Below are 19,849 nucleotides of genomic sequence, written 5' to 3'. Positions count from 1 at the left end.
AGGCAAGGAGGAGTAACTGTGAGCGATTTTCAAAAAAATATGTTCGATCAAATTCAAAAGAAGTCTAATATAAGACCAGACCAAATTTTAAATGTTGCTAATTCACTTCAAAATGCAGATCTTTCCGATGAAAAAACGGTTAGAAATCTGGTGAAGCAATTAGCAAAAATGGCGGATAAACCTGTGTCTAAGGAGAAAGAAGATAAAATAGTTGAATCGATTACGAATAATAAAATACCAACAGATTTAAACTCTTTAAGTCAACTATTTAAAAAATAGCTCAGTTTTGGGCAGATGATGATACACAAACGCTTGGATTGGCATAGAATAAATCGCACAAGCATTTCAAGTTCAGCGTTACTTTGGGTATTATTTAGTCGAGCCGAGGTAGAATTAGCCCCTTCTACCTCGGCTTTTTTATTGTTTCCGTACAAGATTTAAGCTTGTCGGGGCTTACCAGGCGCTCTACGCTTTTCTTTTTTGTCTAGCTCCGAGCGCCTAGCCCCTCGAGGTCTTAAGCAAAAACTCTTTGTGTCAAAGAGCGCCACATAGATTTTTTGCTTAAGCTTGTCGGGGCTTACCAGGCGCTCTACGCTTTTCTTTTTTCAAAAATATTAAAACTTAAAAAACGACAAAAATCTTTTTTGTGTTATAATACATGGAGCAAATTGGAATTGCGGTCGAAAGGAGAGAATGTATTTGTCACAATCCATGTTAAATATGTACATATCTTTTGCTGGTATGATTTTTTTACTTCTTTCAATTGGGCTTATTTTATTAAGTCGACATAAGTTAAAGGGTATTTTAGCGATTTTAGTTGCTATTATTGCCTATATCCTATTTATTCTCGGAAGTATTATCATTTTTTATATTGTCTTTACTGGGCCTACTGCATAGAAATGGAGGAATATCATGAAGCGACTACTAGTATTTTTATTACCTATCCTCGCATTGTTTTTGTTAACTGGCTGCCTTTATCCGAGTGGAAATTTAGCTAAAAACCAGGTTCCTAATGATGTTCAGCTCGAGTCTGTCCAAGATGCTGTTGACCGTTACGTAGAAAAAAAGCAAGGACTTGTTCCTATTTTCACCAAAGAAAATGATACTCCTATATTTCAAAAATATATCATTGACTTCACTAAGTTGAAGCAGGAAAATGTCATTGCAAATGTCCCTGGCAATGCTTTCGAATATGGTGGCCCTTATCAATATGTTTTAATTTATCCTGAAGATGATCCTACTGTAAAAATTATTGACTTACGTATAACAGAAAAAATTAGGAGAATCTATAACAAAATTAATGTGTATCGCAGTGAACAAATCTATCCACCCTTTGGTGAAGAAGTTACAAAAGGTGTATATAAAATTAATAAGCAGTTACTTGGACTTGAAACAGACCCATTTGTAGTAAGTCCATATTCGGGAAAGAATCTTCCGATAGTGATGGATGTACAAGGGAATTTATTTGTTGATTATCGAATGGATTTGTACGAAGCATTAAACAATTTTGAACATAATCTAAAAGAAGGGGATGACATACGTTATCTTCTTGCGGACAATTACCCTTTTGTACCGGCATATTCTTTACCATATACCGTTAAAGACGGTGAACCAGTTTTCATGTTGCCTGAGTAATTGATTTAATTATAAGGAATATAAGGACCCTTGCTGCATATAATGTGGCAAGGGTTTTTGTACATAGTTTAACTAGTTTTAAAACTAATACAAGAGCTCGGGTAGCTGCCAATAAGTGTTTATGATAAGTTTTTTAAAGGATAAGAAAGTATAAAGATCCAAGAGCTGTCTAGCTCCAGCGCCTAGCCCGCCTGAGGTCAAAAGTCAATCCCTTCTGTGGCAAAGACCGCCACGTCAGGGCTTGTCTTATGCCTGTCGGGTCTAGCAAGGCGCCCTGCGCTTTTCTTATTCGGATTAATAATTTTTTATATTTTCCATAGAAACAAGTCATAATTTGATAGGACAACGTCATAGACTTTATTGTCAAAGATTCGTAAAAGCTATGGCGAAGTAGATCGGGAGGGGATTTTTTGGAAAGAGTAGATATTTTTAAGGATATCTCGAAACGGACAAACGGGGATATTTATTTAGGTGTTGTTGGAGCGGTAAGAACTGGTAAGTCGACATTTATTAAAAAGTTTATGGAACAGGTAGTGCTACCTAACATCTCTGATGAAGGGGAAAGAGCAAGAGCACAGGATGAACTACCACAAAGTGCCGCTGGAAAGACAATCATGACAACGGAACCTAAATTTGTTCCGAACCAAGCAGTTTCTGTCCAAGTGGATGAGGGCCTAGATGTTAATATCCGACTTGTTGATTGTGTTGGATATACTGTCAGCAGTGCCCAAGGATTTGAGGATGAAAATGGTCCTAGAATGATTAATACTCCTTGGTATGAAGAGCCAATTCCATTCCACGAAGCAGCTGAAATTGGTACTCGCAAAGTAATCCAGGAGCACTCTACAATTGGGGTAGTTGTTACAACAGATGGTTCTATCGGTGACATACCTAGAAACGATTATGTTGATTCTGAAGAACGTGTCGTTGAAGAATTAAGAGAAGTAGGTAAACCATTTATTATGGTTGTCAATTCTGTTCAGCCCTACCATCAAGAAACAGAGGCATTACGCCAAGAGTTAGCTGATAAATACGACATTCCAGTTCTTGCTATGAGTGTTGAAAGCATGACTGATCATGATGTTTATAATGTTTTACGTGAAGCATTGTATGAGTTCCCTGTGCTTGAGGTGAATGTTAATTTACCAAGTTGGGTAATGGTCCTTAATGAAGACCACTGGCTTCGTGAAAGTTATCAAGTAGCGATCCAAGAGACAGTGAAGGATATTAAACGTTTACGAGATGTAGACCGGATTGTTGGTAATTTTGATTTATATGATCATATTGAGCATGCACAACTTGCTGGAATGGAAATGGGTGAGGGTATTGCAGAAATTGACTTAAAGGCACCTGATTACTTGTATGACCAAGTCCTTAAAGAAATCGTTGGAGAAGAAATTAGAGGTAAGGACCATTTATTAGAATTAATGCAAGACTTTGCTAATGCTAAGCGCGAATATGATCAGGTAGCAGAAGCGCTCCAAATGGTTAAACAAACTGGTTACGGTGTTGCTGCCCCTGCCCTGACGGATATGGCGTTAGATGAACCTGAAATTATTAGACAAGGATCTAGGTTCGGTGTACGTCTCAAGGCAGTTGCACCTTCGATTCACATGATCAAAGTAGAAGTTGAGTCTGAATTCGCACCTATTATTGGAACAGAAAAACAAAGTGAAGAATTAGTCAGATATTTAATGCAGGACTTTGAAGAGGATCCATTATCCATATGGCAGTCTGACATTTTTGGTAGATCGTTAAGTTCCATTGTACGAGAAGGTATCCAAGCAAAACTATCTTTAATGCCTGAAAATGCAAGATATAAATTAAAAGAGACACTAGAACGAATTATCAATGAGGGTTCTGGCGGACTTATAGCAATCATTCTTTAACGGCTTGTTTTTTACAGGCCGTTTTTTTTTTTTTTTTTTTTGACAGATAAGAAAAAACCAAGAGCTATCTAGCTTCAGCACCTAGCCACTAAAAAGCTCAATCCCTTATCTCACAACAGCTCTGAACCTCTTGCATAAGATTTCCATCTATGATAACATTCAGATGAATTAGCAAAAGAATAGTTGGATGATTTTAGAAATAAAAAGTGATGATTGTGTTGATTTATGTTGAATTCCGCCGAAAACTCGTATAATATAAGGCTTGTCACCACATATTTGGTGATATAGGTATAAAATAATCTAAAATGGTGAACAAATGGAATACAATCCGTTTTTGTTCGAGGAACCACATACATAGTTTTGGGAGGAGGTGAATGTCATGAACAAAACTGATCTAATTAATGCAGTTGCAGAAAAGAGCGAACTTTCTAAAAAGGATGCTACGAAAGCTGTTGATGCAGTTTTTGAATCTATCATGGATTCACTCAAAAATGGAGATAAAGTACAATTAATTGGTTTCGGGAACTTCGAGGTACGTGAGCGTGCGGCTCGCAAAGGGCGTAACCCACAAACAGGTGATGAAATCGAAATCCCTGCAAGCAAAGTCCCTGCGTTTAAACCAGGTAAAGCCCTTAAAGATAATGTAAAATAATTATTTACATAATGGGCCAAAAAGGGTGCGAATGCACCCTTTTTATTTTGAACAATTTTAAGGGTTAGGTTGAAGATGAATTGTTGTTTTTTTAAAAAAGAATAAGAAAGCATAAAAAAACCAAGAACTATCTAGCTCCGGGCGCCTACCCCCTCGAGGTCTTAAGCAGAAAATCTTTGTGGCAAAGAGCGCACATGGATTTTCTGCTTAAGCTTGCCTTAGGCTAGGCAATGCGCCCCGCGCTTTTGTTCAAAGATAAGAAAGTATAACAAAATCCAAGAGCTGTCTACTCTGCTTTTCTAAAGGGCAGACGTTTATGATAGATTTTCTTAAAGTTAGCACCAACGTTTATTTAAATATGAGTTGGGGGAGGGATTATCAATGAGTGAATTAACACATTCGAAGGACTATATTGTTATAAAAGCGTTAGACGATGGTGTACAAGTTATTGGTTTAACACGTGGAACAGATACAAGATTTCATCATGCTGAAAAATTAGACAAGGGTGAAATCATGATTGCCCAATTTACCGAACATACTTCCGCAGTGAAAATTCGAGGAAAAGTAGTCATTCAATCGAGTTATGGTGAAATGCGTAATGATCAAGACTAATTGGTAATCTTTATTAAAGGTATTGTGAGTATGATATGTTATACTTAAGTAAAACAATTGTATGAAAGGCAAGCTTCTGCTAAAGTTCTTGGTAGTAGGGATAATAGGAAAGGGCTAGAGGTGATCAACATGAATAATTCAAACGTATCTATATTCGAGATAAAGGAAGAAATCGATAAGCAGTTACATCATTCATACTTAAAGAAATTTCTTCCGAAGCCCATTATCGACGATGATAAATTATTTATTTTATCCACTATTATCGATCAATCTAATTTGGATCCATTAGAAAAGAGAAGCTATATTGTGACTACTATGCTCGTTCAGATTGCATTAGATACACATGACTTGGTGACTCAATCAAATAATGAATCTGATTCTGACTTGGACAAGAAGAGGCGACAGCTGACAGTACTTGCAGGTGACTACTATAGCGGACTTTATTATTATTTGTTATCAAAACTAAATGATATTCCAATGATTCAAACGCTTGCTTCTGCAATTAAAGAGATAAATGAAAAGAAGATGCTTGTCTATTACCGCGAGTTTGATACGGTTGATTCTTTCATGGAATCGTTAAGAGATTTAGAGTCTGTTCTCCTTTTACGTGTTGCAACCCATGTAAAGGTCGGGAATGTAAGTGACTTTATTCAAAACTGGTTAATTGTAAGAAAATTAATGAAAGAAAGAGATACATACGTATCAGGAAGAAATTCTCATGTGTTAACGTTAATGACGGACGGGCCCGCTTTTCATATGAATGAAACTGTAGCAATAGAGGCGGTTGATTCGTGCATTGAACAGTATCAATTGATTGTTAATGACATGCTGGATTCACTACCGCAACCATTTGAAACGGTTAAGGAATTACTATACAACAAAAGAGAAAAAAGCATTCAAGTGATGGAAGAAGGGTAAAAGGGCATGCAACAATCTAAAGAAGAACGCGTTCATCATGTGTTTGAGAAAATTTACCATCAATACGATTTTATGAATTCAATAATATCTTTCCAAAGGCATAAAGCTTGGCGGAAAGATGTAATGAAGCGTATGAATGTACAACTAGGAGACAAAGCCTTGGATGTTTGTTGTGGAACAGGTGATTGGTCGTTTGCACTTGCTCGGGCTGTCGGATCAAACGGAACAGTGATCGGTTTGGATTTTAGTGAAAATATGCTTTCGGTCGCACAAGAAAAGCTTAATAAGGAAAGTGTACCTCAACTGTCGTTTGTTCACGGTAATGCAATGGAGCTACCATTTGAGGACAATTCATTTGACTATGTAACGATTGGTTTTGGACTAAGAAATGTACCAGATTATGTTCAAGTATTACGTGAAATGAAGCGGGTGGTAAAGCCTGGTGGAAAGGTCGTTTGCTTAGAGACTTCACAGCCAACCATGTTTGGTTTTAGGCAACTTTATTATCTTTATTTCGGGTACGTGATGCCAGTGTTAGGCAGGCTATTTGCAAAAAGTTATAAAGAATATGCTTGGCTTCATGAATCTGCTAAAGATTTTCCGGGACAAAAGCAATTAAAAGAGATGTTTATCAGTGTCGGCCTAAATAATGTGGAAGTAAAAGCATATACTGGTGGTGTTGCTGCCATGCATATGGGAGAAAAGCCTTCAAAATTATAAACAATAAAGGTGAACTACATGAAATTAGCAAAAACCTATTCTTATTTAAAACAAGACTTAGATGTAATAGAAAAGGCATTAAATGAAACGATTCGTGCTAAGAGTCAAGTGTTAAGGCAGGCGTCAAGTCAGTTGTTACAGGCAGGAGGAAAAAGAATTCGTCCTGTTTTTGTTTTGCTTTCTGGAAAGTTTGGGCAATATGACTTAGACCGAATCAAAACAGTCGCGGTGTCTTTGGAATTAATCCATATGGCTTCCTTAGTTCATGATGATGTTATAGATGAAGCTGAATTAAGACGGGGGAAGCCGACAGTTAAGGCTAGGTGGGATAATCGTATTGCGATGTACACAGGTGATTATATCTTTGCGAGGTCATTAGAAAATCTTTCAGAGCTCGATAATCCACGTGCCCACCGGATATTGGCAAAGACGATGGTTGAATTGTGTTTAGGAGAAATGGAACAAATACGAGATAAATATAATTTAAATCAAAATATGCGTACATACCTAAGAAGGATTAAACGAAAAACAGCCTTATTGATATCATCAAGTTGCCAATTAGGGGCTATAGCTTCTAGTACAAGTGATTCAGTGGAAAAAGCCTTATATTGGTATGGCTATAATATCGGGATGTCCTATCAAATTATCGATGACATTCTTGATTTTACATCTACAGAAAAACAATTAGGTAAACCGGCTGGAAGTGATTTGTTACAGGGGAATATTACGTTACCGGTCTTATATGCAATGGATGATGCAGAGGTTAAAGGAATGCTGGTTGACTTTGCAAGACAGTCAAAAGAAGCACCCCCTGGTCAACTTAGCGGTATTATTGACAAAATAAAACAAACGGATGCAATTGACCGTTCCTATGAGATGAGTGATAGATACCTTGAAAGAGCACTCCAATCCATTGAAATATTGCCAGATAATCGTGCTAAACAAACGTTAATAGACATCGCAACTTATATTGGTCGAAGAAAGTCATAGATGAAATGATTGTCAATGACTTTCTAATTTGATAATATTTTTATATTAGCGCTTTCATAAGTACATAATTAAAGAGGTGTAATAATGGAGAGAACGTTTTTAATGGTAAAACCAGACGGAGTGCAACGAGGATTAGTTGGAGAAATTGTCCACCGGTTGGAAAGAAAAGGTTTCAAACTAGCTGCTGCTAAATTAATGGTAATTTCTAATGAATTAGCGAATGATCATTACGGTGAACATAAAGGCAAGCCATTTTTTGAAAATCTCGTTGATTTTATTACTTCTGGTCCTGTTTTTGCAATGGTGTGGGAAGGTGACAATGTTATTGCAACAGCAAGACAAATGATGGGTAAAACAAATCCACAGGAAGCATTACCAGGGACTATTCGAGGAGATTTTGGCTTGATTACAGGGAAAAATGTAATTCATGGTTCAGACTCTTTGGAAAGTACCAAAAGAGAAATTTCTTTATTTTTCAACGAAGCGGAATTAGTTAGTTATGATAAAGACGGGGATAAATGGGTTTATTAATCGTCTTGTATCTTTCTAGTAGTGTTGCTAGTAGACGCGCAATCGTAATACAAAATGTTATTCCTAGCAGTAATCTAGTAGTCCAGTTCTAACTGCTGAATTGGGCTGCTTTTTTTTGACTGTTTTCTAATTTACTGTACATCATATACTCTGTTATTTTCATTCCAAGCACTTAGTGGCAATTAAACGAGCGCTCTATCCTTTTCGATAAAAAATTGATTTACTTCTTTGTCAATTTTGATTACGATTAAGTTGGATATTTTTGAAAAATATGAAAGTAATTGAAAACAAGGGTTCTCAAAGCGTAGAGTGCATAGCTCTCGGGGATTATAAGTCAAGCTCTTCTGTGGCAAAGAACACTACGTCAGGTCTTGTTTTATGCCTGCCTTAGTCTGACCAAGGCGCGACTTGCGCTTTTGTTCATCGAGTATTTTTTCTATTTTTCAAAAAAATCTAACTTTATTCGCGGTTTTGTGCGTTTAGATTTACACAGGATTGAAAAGGTATGATATAGTAGTACAAAAATAAATATACGGGGGGACGCAACATGCGTTATTTAACAGCTGGAGAATCTCATGGAAAACAACTAACTACGATTGTGGAAGGATTACCTTCTTTAATGCCATTAACGCAAGAAAATATAAATGAATCATTACTTAGAAGACAAAAAGGTCATGGCCGCGGCAAACGGATGCAAATAGAGAAAGACCTTGTTGATATCGTTGGCGGTGTGCGACACGGATATACACTTGGTTCGCCGATTGCGATGGTCATTCGTAACGATGACTTTAAGCATTGGGAAGATGTGATGGGAGAAGACCCAATTGACCCCGACCAAAAAGTTAGACGAGTGGTAACACGTCCAAGACCTGGACATGCAGACCTTAATGGAGCGATAAAATATGGTCATCGCGATATGCGTAATATACTTGAGAGATCATCTGCAAGGGAAACTGCAGCAAGAGTAGCTGCAGGAGCTGTTGCCAAAACATTATTGGCACATTTGGGGATTAATATTGTTGGGTATGTTCGTGAAATAGCAGGAATTGTTGCCAAGGAATATCCTGAAATGAGCATGGCAGAGCGCGTAAAAATTTCAGAAGACTCTCCTGTTCGTAGTTTAGACAAAGAAGCAGGCCAACAAATGATGGATGCGATTGATAAGGCGAAGAAAGATGGCGACTCAATTGGTGGAGTTTGTGAGGTTTACATCGAAGGCATGCCAGCAGGCGTTGGTTCCTATGTTCACTATGACCGCAAATTAGACGGTAGATTAGCAGGAGCTGTAGCGAGTATTAATGCGTTTAAAGGTGTCGAATTTGGGATTGGCTTTGAGGCAGCACGAAAAAATGGTAGTGAAGTTCATGATGAGATAGCGTGGGATAAAGAAAGAGGATATTACCGTAAAACAAACAGATTGGGTGGATTTGAAGGTGGAATGACAACTGGAATGCCAATTGTCGTAAAAGGTGTGATGAAGCCAATTCCGACTTTATACAAACCACTACAAAGCGTCGATATTGAGACGAAAGAACCATTTAACGCAAGTATCGAACGATCTGATTCATGCGCAGTACCGGCTGCTGCTGTAGTTATGGAACATGTTGTTGCATTTGAGTTAGCAAAAGCTCTCTTAGAGCAGTTTCCGCATGATCAGTTTCCTAAATTGAAAGAAGCAATTGATGCATACCGTGAAGAGGTAAGGTGTTTTTAATGAATACGTTAGATGTCCAGACAAGTACGAACACATATCGTGTCTATATTGGAAGTAATCTACGGAAAAATTTAACAAACTACCTTCCAAAATCATACAAAAATGTAATGGTCATTACCGACAGTGAAATTGAGAAACACTATTTGCAAGATGTCATCGAAGGGTTTCCTGCGGATACGAAGGTGAGCTTCTCTGTTGTACCAAATGGAGAAGCTTCAAAAAGCAGTGAACAATATTTTAACCTTTTAACCAACGCGATTGAAAATGGCCTCGATCGAAAATCGCTGATTGTTGCACTTGGTGGAGGAATGATTGGTGATTTAGCAGGGTTTGTTGCAGCTACGTTTATGCGAGGAATTGACTATGTTCAAGTCCCCACTTCCATCTTAGCTCATGATAGTAGTGTTGGCGGAAAGGTTGCCATTAATCATCCGGAAGGAAAAAACTTGATTGGAAGCTTTTTTCCTCCACAAGCAGTTGTTTATGACGTTGATACACTTTTCACACTACCGCAAAGAGAGATTCGATCCGGTTATGCAGAAGTTGTTAAACACGGGTTGATTAGTGACAATTCTTTTTTTGAGGAAGTTGTAGCTACGGATTTAACAACCGATCTAAAGCCTGAAGTTCTAACCCGTCATTTACAAAAAGGAATTGCTGTAAAGGCTAAAATTGTCGAAAATGATGAGAAAGAAAGTAACGAGCGAAAGTTTTTAAACTTTGGACATACGCTAGCACATGCACTTGAAGCGGAGCTAGGGTATGGTAAGCTTACCCATGGGGAAGCGGTAGCTATTGGTATGTTATTCGCGATTCGTGTGAGTAATAAATTTTATCAAACTCAATTACCATACCAACGATTGTATCAATGGTTAGAAACAAACAACTATCCTTTAACACTGCCGCGAATAGATGTCAATGTACTAGTTAATCGGATGAAAAAAGATAAAAAATCTGAAAATGCAAAAGTTCAGATGGTACTTTTACGTGAAGTAGGAAACCCGACATTAGAACAAGTTAATGATGAAGAACTAAATAGTTTATTAGAACAATTTTTAGGAGAGTTGGTGAACCATTGATCAGAGGGATTAGAGGAGCAACAACAGTCGAAAAAAATGATGAAACCGAAATTGTTCAAAATACGAGGCAATTAGTAGAGGAAATTGTTGAACAAAACAATGTTAAACCAGAGGATATCGCGTCCGTTCTTATTTCTGTTACTTCAGACTTAAACGCAGGATTTCCAGCTAAAGCGCTTCGGCTAATAGAAGGCTGGACTTATGTTCCTGTTATGTGCATGAAAGAAATTGAAGTTCCGGGTAGTTTAGCAAAATGTATTCGTGTGATGATGACTGTTAATACAACAATTAATCAGCAAGATATCACGCATGTATATCAAAAAAATGCTACGGTGTTACGACCAGACTTATCCAGTCAAACAGAAAAAAACTAAGTCAAGGATCAACGTTTCATTTTACTGATGTCATAGATTGGAGAGAAATAAATGAGAGGTAAAGAGATATTTAACCAGATGTCCCCTTATAAACCGGGTAAGCAGATTGAAGATGTGAAAAAGGAATATGGATTAGAAAAAATTGTAAAGCTTGCCTCCAATGAAAATCCATTTGGTTATTCAACGAAGGTTAAACAAAACCTTTCAAACTGGACCGAGCACCTAGAAATTTATCCTGATGGATATGCTACAAACTTACGATTAGCCTTAGCAGACAAACTAGATGTAGATAAAGATCAGCTCGTATTTGGCTGTGGGTCTGATGAAGTAGTCGATATTATTTGTAGAACATTTCTTGAGCCTGGGACTAATACAATTATGGCATCGCCAACCTTTCCACAATATAAACATAATGCCCGTATTCAAGGTGCGGCAATCAAAGAAGTAGCGCTAGTTGATGGTTATCATGACTTAGAAGGCATGTTGAACGAAGTGGATGAGCAAACGAAGGTTTTATGGTTGTGTACACCGAACAATCCAACTGGATGTCTAATAAATTGTGAACAATTCACTTATGTGATGGATAATTGTCCCAAACATGTACTTATCGTCGTTGATGAGGCTTATTATGAGTACATAGAAACAGACGATGCGCCAGACACTATTGCTGCACTAAAGAAATACCCTAATTTAATTGTTCTTAGAACGTTCTCAAAAGCGTATGGATTAGCTGGTCTTCGAGTAGGTTACGGGGTAACGAGTGAAGAAATAGCTACGATTTTAAACATTACTAGAGGTCCGTTCAATACGACAACGATTGCGCAAGGTTCAGCACTGATTGCTTTAGAAGATGAAGAGTTCTTGCAATTCTCTGTTAATCAGAACAAGCAAAATAAGCAAGACTTTATCAAGTTTTTAGATTCTATTGGACTTTCTTATTATGATTCGGAAACAAATTTTGTGTTTGTTAAATTACCAGTACCTGGTGATGAGCTATTCGAATATCTTTTGCACAAAGGCTTTATCGTTAGATCTGGGGAAGCGTTAGGGCATCCGTATGGGGTCCGAATTACAATTGGGAATAAACCAGATATGGATGAACTACAACAAATAATGAAAGAATATTTTACTTCCGTAAATAAGAAGGAGAATATACATTGAAACAAACTGTGTTAGTTGCAGGGCTAGGATTAATAGGTGGCTCATTAGCAATCAATTTGAAGCAAACAACGGATCATCATCTCATCGGGTTTGATGTTAACCAAAAGACACTAGATTACTGCACGATGAATGGGATTATTGATGAACAAGCAACCGATTTTAAAGAGGCAGTCGTTAAAGCTGATTTTTGTATCATTGGTGCCCCAGTATCGAAAGCGGTCGAGTTGGTACAACAATTGAAAGAGGTAGTATTTGAAAAACCAATTATTATATCTGATGTATCTTCTGTGAAAACTCCGATTATGGAGTCAGCTCGAGAGATTACATCAGATTTAGTTACATTCATTGGTGGGCACCCAATGGCAGGCTCGCATAAAAAGGGAATTACGGCTGCGAAAGGACATTTATTTGAGAATGCGATCTACATCTTAAGTCCGATTAAACCTTGTCCACCAGAACATGTGGAAGCATTAAAACAATTATTAATTGGAACAAAGAGTAACTTCTTATTGTTAGAGCCTGAGGAACATGATGAGATGACTAGTGTTATTTCACATTTTCCTCACTTAATTGCGTCTTCCCTTGTTCATCAAGCAAAGCATTGGCAAAAAAAACATCCGTATATTCCGCAACTTGCTGCAGGCGGGTTTCGAGATATAACAAGAATTGCTTCTAGTAACCCTGCAATGTGGAAAGATATTTTTTTTCAAAACAAGGTTGGGATGAGTCGTTTGCTTTCTGACTGGATTGAAGAAATGACCTCTTTGAAACAACTGCTAGATAATGAGGATAAAGAGACAATGTATCACTATTTAGAACAGGCTCGAGAATATCGAGATGGTTTAGATAGTAATAAAAAAGGAGCAATCCTTTCTTTTTATGATCTGTATGTCGATATTTTTGACCAACCTGGTGCATTGCTTAAGGTAATTGAGGTTTTAGCGAAAAAGGAAATAAGTATTAATAATATCGAAATATTAGAAATCCGAGAAGGCATTACAGGGGTGCTTCGCCTTAGTTTTAAGGATAAAAATGATCAATTAGTTAGTAATCGGGTTCTGATTGAAAAAGGCTATGAAACAATGATTGAGGATTAAGAGGTGATTGGATTGTCAGAAAGAGTATTATCTCCTATTAACAAATCACTGACAGGCGAACTATACGTCCCGGGCGATAAATCAATTTCACACCGGGCTATCATTTTCGGTTCGTTAGCAAACGGAGAAACAACGGTAACACATTTCTTAGACGGGGAAGACTGCATGCGTACAATTGATGCTTTTAGACTTATGGGCGTCGAAATTGAAAAAAATGACAACACCGTTAAAATTGTTGGAAAAGGGATTTCAGGTTTATCTGAACCATTAGAACCAATCAATTTAGGCAACTCTGGGACAACAGCAAGATTATTGCTAGGAGTTCTAGCAGGACTACCGTTCCACTTCACCTTATTTGGGGACAGCTCTTTAACAAAGCGCCCGATGGACCGTGTTGCTATCCCGTTAAGGGTAATGGGGGCAACAATTGATGGACGTGAAAACGGGAAATTTCTCCCACTTTCCGTTAGGGGCGGGGAATTAACAAGTATTACGTTTGAGACGCCGGTGAAGAGTGCTCAAGTGAAATCGGGAGTATTACTAGCCGGCCTGTTAGCGAATGGAGTGACTTCGGTATCGGAAAAAACGACAACGAGAGACCATACTGAAAATATGCTCCAAGCATTCGGCGGCAATGTTTCGAGAGAAGCGGGAACGATTCGGATTGAAGGTAAGCAACGTTTGTCTGGCACAACGATTCAGGTTCCTGGTGACATTTCTTCCGCAGCATTTTTTATGGTTGCAGCTGCAATTGTACCCAGAAGCAATGTAACTATTAAAGATGTTGGTCTTAACCCAACAAGAACTGGTATCATCGATGTCATGAAACAAATGGGTGTTTCTATCGAAGTCACAGTAGAAAGAACGGTTGGTGGAGAGCCGATTGGATCTATCTTTATCGAACATTCACCGATTAATGGTACGGTAATCGGTGGTGACATTATTCCGCGTATTATCGATGAAATACCAATTATTGCGTTACTTGCAACACAAGCAAATGGCAAAACGATTATTCGCGATGCCGAAGAATTAAAATATAAAGAAACAGATCGAATTGCTTCAGTCGTCACAACATTACAAGCACTAGGTGCAACGATTGAAGCAACAGAAGATGGAATGATTATCGAAGGAAACGGAACAATTCTAGGTGGTTTCGCAGATTCTCACGGAGACCACCGAATTGGAATGATGATTGCTATCGCATCTTTAATTGCAAAAGACACTGTTACGTTAAAAAATGAAGAAAGTATTGCTATTTCCTATCCAAACTTCTTTGTAGATTTAGAAAAATTAATTTCGAAATCATCATAGTCTATGCATGACCTTCATATCTTGTACAAATTCCGTTAGGAGGTACAAGGTATGGGGTCATATTTTTTTTATAGCGATTATGTTTATAATCATAACGATTGGACATCGAAAAGTATCCAAGTAGAGAGTTGTAGTTTCACAAACAATATCAAGGGTGATACACGTGTTAGTGAAATGGATATTAGCAACTTTTGGGTAGGGCCTGGGAAAGTGTACGTAGATGTCGAGCAACCACTTCATAACAAAATAGATCTACCACGACTTTCAAACCGATATATATTTAAGGGTTGTACACTTCTTTTGTGTCAGCTACCAATCCGGAGTAAAACCGTTTTTCAGCAATCATTTTCTAAATTTAAACAAGTTCTGTCTGATTTGCCGATTGATCACATGATTGTACCAAAAATACCACTGTCGATGATAAGTCTTGAGCACATTCGTTTCTTTGGTAGAAAGAAGGTACCTTTTATTCTCCTTGAGATTGAGGACGTGGAAGAGTTAAAAAAACAAAAATGGCAATGGATTCAACAGGCCCAATCGTTTTCAAACATTCCGATTACGCTTAATTGGGATAATATTCCTGAAAATCTTCATGTCAAAACAGAGAAGTTGTGGAACAAAATTGTTAAATCTTTTCAGATAAATACATTACCAGACAAGGTATTAACAGAACCGTTATCAAGAGAATCACTTCGTAAAACAGGAATATCTCCTTATAAGGGGGAGATTATTCCAAATGGTTACGCCGATTACAACTTATTTGATTTGTCGAAATTTCCTTTAATTGAAGAAAAGGCAAATTTTAGTTATCATAAAGCTATTCCAATCATAACAGTGATGAACGGAAACGTAATTAGGACGAAGCAGTCAATTCTTGTTGAAAAGGGTGAGGGTCAATACCGAACCGTCTCACTACCGAGCCATTTTGCTGCTATGTAAGAAGCTCTGCTTGCGCTGGTTGTGGTTAAAAAGGAAGGATGACTAAAAAATGGAAGAAATACACAAGGCAATTCAATTAATGGAGCAAAATAAACCAGAGGATGCAATAAATCTATTACAGTCTTTTCTACCCCGCGCAAATGAAGAAGAGAAGTTTACGATTGCCGAATTGTATATGCGATGGGGAATGCTGAACGAAGCAAAGCATATTTTAATCGATTTTTTACAATCGTATCCCAATGAAGAAGAAATCAAGATCATGTTAGCCGAAATTTATATTGATTTAGAGGAAGACGAAGCAGCGATTGACTTGTTGAATCAGTTTACACCACTGGACGAAGGCTATGTAGAGGCGTTGATTCAGCTTGCCGACTTATATCAAGCACAAGGGCTTTTCGAAGTGTCAGAACAGAAGCTATTAGAAGCGAAAAACATTAATCCACATGAACCATTGATTGATTTTGCCCTGGGTGAATTGGCTTTTTCAGTTGGGGAGTATCAGAAAGCTATTCCTTATTATGAAAAAGTCTGGAATGTACAACCCGTGATTGCTGATATTGAGATTGGTTTAAGACTTGCAGAAGCATACGCAGCAACTGGAGATTTTGAAAATGCACTAGATTATTATCAGTCTACGGAAAATGATAATCCAGATCACTTGTTTCGCTATGGCTTTATCGCATTTCGAGGAGATCGTCTCGATATTTCAATAAAAGTATGGGAACAATTACTTGAGACAGACCCTCACTTCCAATCGGTATATTATTACCTTGCGAAGGCCTACGACGAAGAAGGGATGATTGAGGAAGGTTATGAAACTGCAAAAAAAGGATTAAGGATAGATGAATTTAATAAAGAACTGTTTTTCCTAACTGGCGTCTTAGCGCACAGGTTAGGAAAACGGGAGGAAGGTTTACAATTCGTTAGGGAATCCGTATCAATAGACCCAGGCTATAAGGAAGCAGTACTTTTCTTAATTGAAAACTATAAAAATATCGAAGACAACCAAGCTGTTATTGATTTGCTAACGCATGTGCAAGAACTTGGGGAAGAAGAAGGATATTATAAATGGGAACTTGCTAAAGCACATCGTGAGATAGAATCCTTTAATGATGCATTAAATATGTATATGGATGCATATAATGATTTTAAAGATGATTCTGATTTTCTGAAAGAATATGGGTATTTTCTTGTTGAAGAAGGGAGGATAAAAGAAGCAACAAAAGTTTTAACCGAATATCTTAAAATAGAACCAGTAGATATCGAAGTAGAAGAATACTTAGGTCGATTAAAGGAAAACGAACTTTTTTAGCCTTTTCTTAACTTATAGTGCTTTTTTGAACAACCTCTTATATGTTTTTTTGAAGATGAGTAAAAAAGAATAAAAGTACCGGGAATTGTCTAGCTTCAACACCTGTCAGGGCTTGCAAGACGCCTACGCTTTTCTTGATTGTCTAGCTTCGGCGCCTAGCCCCTCGGGTCATAAGTCAATCCCTTTTGTGGCAAAGACCGCCACACCAGGTCTTGTCTTATGCCTGTCGGGGCTTGCAAGACGCCTACGCTTTTCTTGATTGTCTAGCTTCGGCGCCTAGCCCCTCGGGTCATAAGTCAATCCCTTTTGTGGCAAAGACCGCCACACTAGGTCTTGTCTTATGCCTGTCGGGGCTTGCAAGACGCCTACGCTTTTCTTGTAAAAAAGAAAGTCTCTTTTAATTAGGAGGGGACCTAAATTTGAATACATCTATTTCAATTAAAGATAAGAAAGAATTTATTCGTTGGTTTTTAAGTAATTACCAGCTAAAGAAAAGGGAAAGTGTTTGGATATTAAATTATTTAATTAATCACGATAGCTTGCTCAACAAAGTCCACTTTATTAGAGAAGCACGTTATTGTCCGAGAGGTATTGTCATATCTACCCATTGTTCTAAGGATGTTCCATTTCGTTTTTATAAAAATCATATTGTCACAACAGATGCAGAAAAATCTTTCCATGATATTCGTCTTAACCGGGAGGAACCAATTTATATTCAATTAAGTTTCAAAAATTCTAATCAATGTGCTGCATATGTAGCTGTGCTAGAAGATAATCCATTCTTGCCTGATGATTTCTTTATCACTAAAAAGGAGAAGAAATTAGCCAAGGATGTATTAGATATCTCTTTATTTGAATACCAAAAGTCGCAAATTCAAAAGAAAATTGATCAATCGCTAGACAAGCGCAATAAAGAGAAATTTCATTATTACTCTAAGCAGCTCGATGAACTTGAAAAAAGATTCAACACCACCCGAGAAACAAATCAATAAGAATTAAGAACAAAAACAAAGATAGCTAGTTCTACCTTTATCAATAAAAAACGAATTTCCCTTTCGAAAAGGTGAAATTCGTTTTTTATTATGATAAATTTAGAAATAAGAGGAATAATAGGAAGGATTGGTTTGCAATGCAGATGAACCGGAAGGACTTGGAGCAATTTATCGAAGCGAAAGAATATGTGGATACGTTATTAATTCCACTTAGCCCTGTTTCCATTAATGGAGATGAACAAGGTAAAAAAGTAGTATTTCAAGGGGAGTTATTACAAATATTTTGCAATGAAATTGAAAAATATTACACAGGTAGAATTTTCCTATTCCCTCCATACTACTATTTAGTTAATGGAAGCTATCAAAATGAAGTAGAACGGCTCAACAAATGGGTCGGTGCTGCAAAAGAACATCCGTTTGAACATGTGTTCTTTCTAACATTTGACCATTTTTGGAAAAAACAAGAAAAAAACATCGATGGTCATTTACTATGGTTCCCAACGATGACATCGGGTGATCTTCATTCGAAAGAAAATCAAAGTTTGATCAAGGAGCAAATAGAACAAATCAAACAATTAATTACATCTTATTGGTAATATAGTTGAGATATTTTATTGACCAGACAACTAGTTTGCGCTATCATGGTAATGTCCTAGTAAACTGTGAGAATTACATACATGTATGACTTTATTAAGCACAGAGGGGGGTAAAAGATGAGTGAGAAGAAAAAGCAAGTATCCCGTCGTCAATTTTTAAACTACACGTTAACTGGTGTTGGGGGGTTTATGGCAGCAGGAATGCTTGCACCTATGGTTCGCTTTGCTATTGATCCTGTGCTACAAACACGTGAGCGTGGTGGCTTTTCAGCTGTAGTAGATGTGGACGAGCTTACAAATGAACCACAGCGTTTTGACTGGCAGATTGATCAAGTTGACGCTTGGTATGAATCAAAAGTAACAAGAAGTGCATGGGTTTATAAAAAAGAAGATGGAACTATTATGGCGTTATCACCAATATGTACACACTTAGGTTGTGTAGTTTCTTGGCAAGGTAATGATGATTATCCAGACCAATTCTATTGCCCATGTCATGGAGGTCGCTATACAAAAGAAGGGGTAAACATACCAAATACACCCCCGCCAGCTCCTTTAGCGTTGTATGAGCAAAAGGAAGAAGAAGGAACATTATTCCTTGGAAAAGCAATACCGAGAGAGGGGGCGTAAACTTATGATGCAAAAAATATATGACTGGATTGATGAACGGGTCGATATTACGCCTTTGTGGCGGGATATTGCAGACCACGAAGTGCCAGAACACGTTAACCCAGCGCACCACTTTTCAGCATTTGTGTACTGTTTCGGAGGTTTAACCTTCTTTGTAACTGTCATTCAAATTTTATCTGGAATGTTCTTAACGATGTATTATGTACCAGATATTGAAAATGCGTGGAAATCAGTCTATTACTTACAAACAGAAGTGGCTCACGGGCAAATTGTTCGGGGCATGCACCACTGGGGTGCGAGTGTTGTTATTGTAATGCTATTTTTACATACCTTACGTGTATTTTTCCAAGGTGCATACAAGAAACCACGTGAGCTTAACTGGATGGTTGGTGTTTCCATTTTCTTTATTATGTTAGCGCTTGGTTTAACTGGTTACCTTTTACCTTGGGATAATAAGGCATACTTTGCAACACAAGTAACCTTAAACATCGCAGGGGACCTTCCTTATATTGGAGACTTTGCGAAAACATTACTTGCTGGGGATCCTGAAATAGTTGGGGCGCAGACACTTACACGATTCTTTGCGATTCATGTATTCTTTTTACCTGCAGCATTATTTGCTTTAATGGGTGCCCACTTTATCTTAATCCGTAAGCAAGGTATATCAGGACCACTTTAAGTTTTTGACTACTTGTTAAAA

Annotated in this window: 22 protein-coding genes; all 22 read left to right on the top strand. The window is 37.6% G+C overall.

Translation table 11 applies throughout. The features are described from left to right. Positions 1–18: 18 nt before the first annotated feature. The 22 genes from NC799_RS00460 to qcrB all read left to right on the top strand — a co-directional run bounded on the left by NC799_RS00460 (position 19) and on the right by qcrB (position 19,828). Positions 19–279, top strand: a complete 261-nt coding sequence (locus tag NC799_RS00460; RefSeq protein ID WP_272444353.1) for a stage VI sporulation protein F — start codon at positions 19–21, stop codon at positions 277–279. A gap of 420 nt (positions 280–699) precedes the next feature. Then, positions 700–897: a DUF2768 family protein gene (locus NC799_RS00455; protein ID WP_272444352.1), complete on the top strand. Its 198-nt coding sequence runs from the start codon at positions 700–702 to the stop codon at positions 895–897. A 15-nt stretch (positions 898–912) separates the two neighbouring features. Beyond that, on the top strand, positions 913–1,635 hold the full coding sequence (locus NC799_RS00450) for a hypothetical protein (protein ID WP_272444351.1): 723 nt from the start codon (positions 913–915) through the stop codon (positions 1,633–1,635). A 410-nt stretch (positions 1,636–2,045) separates the two neighbouring features. Next, positions 2,046–3,524, top strand: coding sequence for a stage IV sporulation protein A (gene spoIVA / locus NC799_RS00445; RefSeq protein WP_272444350.1), 1,479 nt, complete (start codon positions 2,046–2,048; stop codon positions 3,522–3,524). Positions 3,525–3,903: 379 nt separating this feature from the next. Then, on the top strand, positions 3,904–4,176 hold the full coding sequence (locus NC799_RS00440) for an HU family DNA-binding protein (RefSeq protein WP_272444349.1): 273 nt from the start codon (positions 3,904–3,906) through the stop codon (positions 4,174–4,176). A 381-nt stretch (positions 4,177–4,557) separates the two neighbouring features. Then, positions 4,558–4,788, top strand: coding sequence for a trp RNA-binding attenuation protein MtrB (gene mtrB / locus NC799_RS00435; protein WP_272444348.1), 231 nt, complete (start codon positions 4,558–4,560; stop codon positions 4,786–4,788). 129 nt (positions 4,789–4,917) lie between these two features. After that, positions 4,918–5,706 (top strand): heptaprenyl diphosphate synthase component 1, encoded by a 789-nt coding sequence (locus NC799_RS00430; protein WP_272444347.1) that lies wholly within the window; start codon positions 4,918–4,920, stop codon positions 5,704–5,706. Between the two features lie 6 nt (positions 5,707–5,712). Then, the gene (gene menG / locus NC799_RS00425; protein ID WP_272444346.1) at positions 5,713–6,426 is read left to right on the top strand and encodes a demethylmenaquinone methyltransferase; all 714 of its coding nucleotides are present in this window, start codon (positions 5,713–5,715) and stop codon (positions 6,424–6,426) included. Positions 6,427–6,444: 18 nt separating this feature from the next. Then, the gene (gene hepT, locus NC799_RS00420) at positions 6,445–7,416 is read left to right on the top strand and encodes a heptaprenyl diphosphate synthase component II (RefSeq protein ID WP_272444345.1); all 972 of its coding nucleotides are present in this window, start codon (positions 6,445–6,447) and stop codon (positions 7,414–7,416) included. Between the two features lie 84 nt (positions 7,417–7,500). Then, the gene (ndk, locus tag NC799_RS00415) at positions 7,501–7,947 is read left to right on the top strand and encodes a nucleoside-diphosphate kinase (protein WP_272444344.1); all 447 of its coding nucleotides are present in this window, start codon (positions 7,501–7,503) and stop codon (positions 7,945–7,947) included. A gap of 547 nt (positions 7,948–8,494) precedes the next feature. After that, on the top strand, positions 8,495–9,661 hold the full coding sequence (gene aroC, locus NC799_RS00410) for a chorismate synthase (RefSeq protein WP_272444343.1): 1,167 nt from the start codon (positions 8,495–8,497) through the stop codon (positions 9,659–9,661). After that, positions 9,661–10,740, top strand: coding sequence for a 3-dehydroquinate synthase (gene aroB / locus NC799_RS00405; RefSeq protein WP_272444342.1), 1,080 nt, complete (start codon positions 9,661–9,663; stop codon positions 10,738–10,740). The genes aroC and aroB overlap by 1 nt, the downstream gene beginning before the upstream one ends. Further along, positions 10,737–11,114, top strand: a complete 378-nt coding sequence (gene aroH / locus NC799_RS00400; protein ID WP_272444341.1) for a chorismate mutase — start codon at positions 10,737–10,739, stop codon at positions 11,112–11,114. Before aroB ends, aroH begins: the two co-directional genes overlap by 4 nt. A 51-nt stretch (positions 11,115–11,165) precedes the next feature. Next, entirely contained in the window at positions 11,166–12,275 is a 1,110-nt protein-coding gene (gene hisC, locus NC799_RS00395; protein ID WP_272444340.1) for a histidinol-phosphate transaminase, read from the top strand. After that, a complete protein-coding gene (locus tag NC799_RS00390) occupies positions 12,272–13,372 on the top strand; it encodes a prephenate dehydrogenase (protein ID WP_272444339.1) in 1,101 nt (366 codons plus the stop codon). The genes hisC and NC799_RS00390 overlap by 4 nt, the downstream gene beginning before the upstream one ends. 12 nt (positions 13,373–13,384) lie before the next feature. After that, complete coding sequence (gene aroA, locus NC799_RS00385) at positions 13,385–14,683, top strand: 3-phosphoshikimate 1-carboxyvinyltransferase (protein WP_272444338.1); 1,299 nt, start codon at positions 13,385–13,387, stop codon at positions 14,681–14,683. A 51-nt stretch (positions 14,684–14,734) separates the two neighbouring features. Further along, positions 14,735–15,622, top strand: a complete 888-nt coding sequence (locus NC799_RS00380) for a hypothetical protein (RefSeq protein WP_272444337.1) — start codon at positions 14,735–14,737, stop codon at positions 15,620–15,622. 49 nt (positions 15,623–15,671) lie between these two features. Next, entirely contained in the window at positions 15,672–16,934 is a 1,263-nt protein-coding gene (locus tag NC799_RS00375; RefSeq protein WP_272444336.1) for a tetratricopeptide repeat protein, read from the top strand. 419 nt (positions 16,935–17,353) lie between these two features. Beyond that, entirely contained in the window at positions 17,354–17,926 is a 573-nt protein-coding gene (locus tag NC799_RS00370) for a ReoY family proteolytic degradation factor (RefSeq protein WP_272444335.1), read from the top strand. A 137-nt stretch (positions 17,927–18,063) separates the two neighbouring features. After that, the gene (locus NC799_RS00365) at positions 18,064–18,522 is read left to right on the top strand and encodes a YpiF family protein (protein WP_272444334.1); all 459 of its coding nucleotides are present in this window, start codon (positions 18,064–18,066) and stop codon (positions 18,520–18,522) included. Positions 18,523–18,639: 117 nt separating this feature from the next. Further along, on the top strand, positions 18,640–19,149 hold the full coding sequence (locus NC799_RS00360; RefSeq protein ID WP_272444333.1) for a ubiquinol-cytochrome c reductase iron-sulfur subunit: 510 nt from the start codon (positions 18,640–18,642) through the stop codon (positions 19,147–19,149). Between the two features lie 4 nt (positions 19,150–19,153). Beyond that, complete coding sequence (qcrB, locus tag NC799_RS00355; protein WP_272444332.1) at positions 19,154–19,828, top strand: menaquinol-cytochrome c reductase cytochrome b subunit; 675 nt, start codon at positions 19,154–19,156, stop codon at positions 19,826–19,828. Positions 19,829–19,849: the final 21 nt, after the last annotated feature.

Origin of the sequence: Aquibacillus salsiterrae (assembly GCF_028416595.1) — a bacterium.
Taxonomy (GTDB): Bacteria; Bacillota; Bacilli; order Bacillales; family Amphibacillaceae; genus Aquibacillus_A; species Aquibacillus_A salsiterrae.
Note: the sequence above shows the minus strand (reverse complement) of the source record. Positions and strands in the feature narration are given on the sequence as shown.

Excerpts from the sequence above, each read along its gene's own strand:
- NC799_RS00375 (WP_272444336.1), top strand. The coding sequence starts at position 15,672 with ATGGAAGAAATACACAAGGCAATTCAATTAATGGAGCAAAATAAACCA.
- NC799_RS00360 (WP_272444333.1), top strand. The coding sequence starts at position 18,640 with ATGAGTGAGAAGAAAAAGCAAGTATCCCGTCGTCAATTTTTAAACTAC.
- NC799_RS00380 (WP_272444337.1), top strand. The coding sequence starts at position 14,735 with ATGGGGTCATATTTTTTTTATAGCGATTATGTTTATAATCATAACGAT.
- NC799_RS00440 (WP_272444349.1), top strand. The coding sequence starts at position 3,904 with ATGAACAAAACTGATCTAATTAATGCAGTTGCAGAAAAGAGCGAACTT.
- hisC (WP_272444340.1), top strand. The coding sequence starts at position 11,166 with ATGAGAGGTAAAGAGATATTTAACCAGATGTCCCCTTATAAACCGGGT.
- NC799_RS00430 (WP_272444347.1), top strand. The coding sequence starts at position 4,918 with ATGAATAATTCAAACGTATCTATATTCGAGATAAAGGAAGAAATCGAT.
- ndk (WP_272444344.1), top strand. The coding sequence starts at position 7,501 with ATGGAGAGAACGTTTTTAATGGTAAAACCAGACGGAGTGCAACGAGGA.
- NC799_RS00450 (WP_272444351.1), top strand. The coding sequence starts at position 913 with ATGAAGCGACTACTAGTATTTTTATTACCTATCCTCGCATTGTTTTTG.
- aroC (WP_272444343.1), top strand. The coding sequence starts at position 8,495 with ATGCGTTATTTAACAGCTGGAGAATCTCATGGAAAACAACTAACTACG.
- NC799_RS00365 (WP_272444334.1), top strand. The coding sequence starts at position 18,064 with ATGCAGATGAACCGGAAGGACTTGGAGCAATTTATCGAAGCGAAAGAA.
- aroB (WP_272444342.1), top strand. The coding sequence starts at position 9,661 with ATGAATACGTTAGATGTCCAGACAAGTACGAACACATATCGTGTCTAT.
- mtrB (WP_272444348.1), top strand. The coding sequence starts at position 4,558 with ATGAGTGAATTAACACATTCGAAGGACTATATTGTTATAAAAGCGTTA.
- qcrB (WP_272444332.1), top strand. The coding sequence starts at position 19,154 with ATGATGCAAAAAATATATGACTGGATTGATGAACGGGTCGATATTACG.
- menG (WP_272444346.1), top strand. The coding sequence starts at position 5,713 with ATGCAACAATCTAAAGAAGAACGCGTTCATCATGTGTTTGAGAAAATT.
- hepT (WP_272444345.1), top strand. The coding sequence starts at position 6,445 with ATGAAATTAGCAAAAACCTATTCTTATTTAAAACAAGACTTAGATGTA.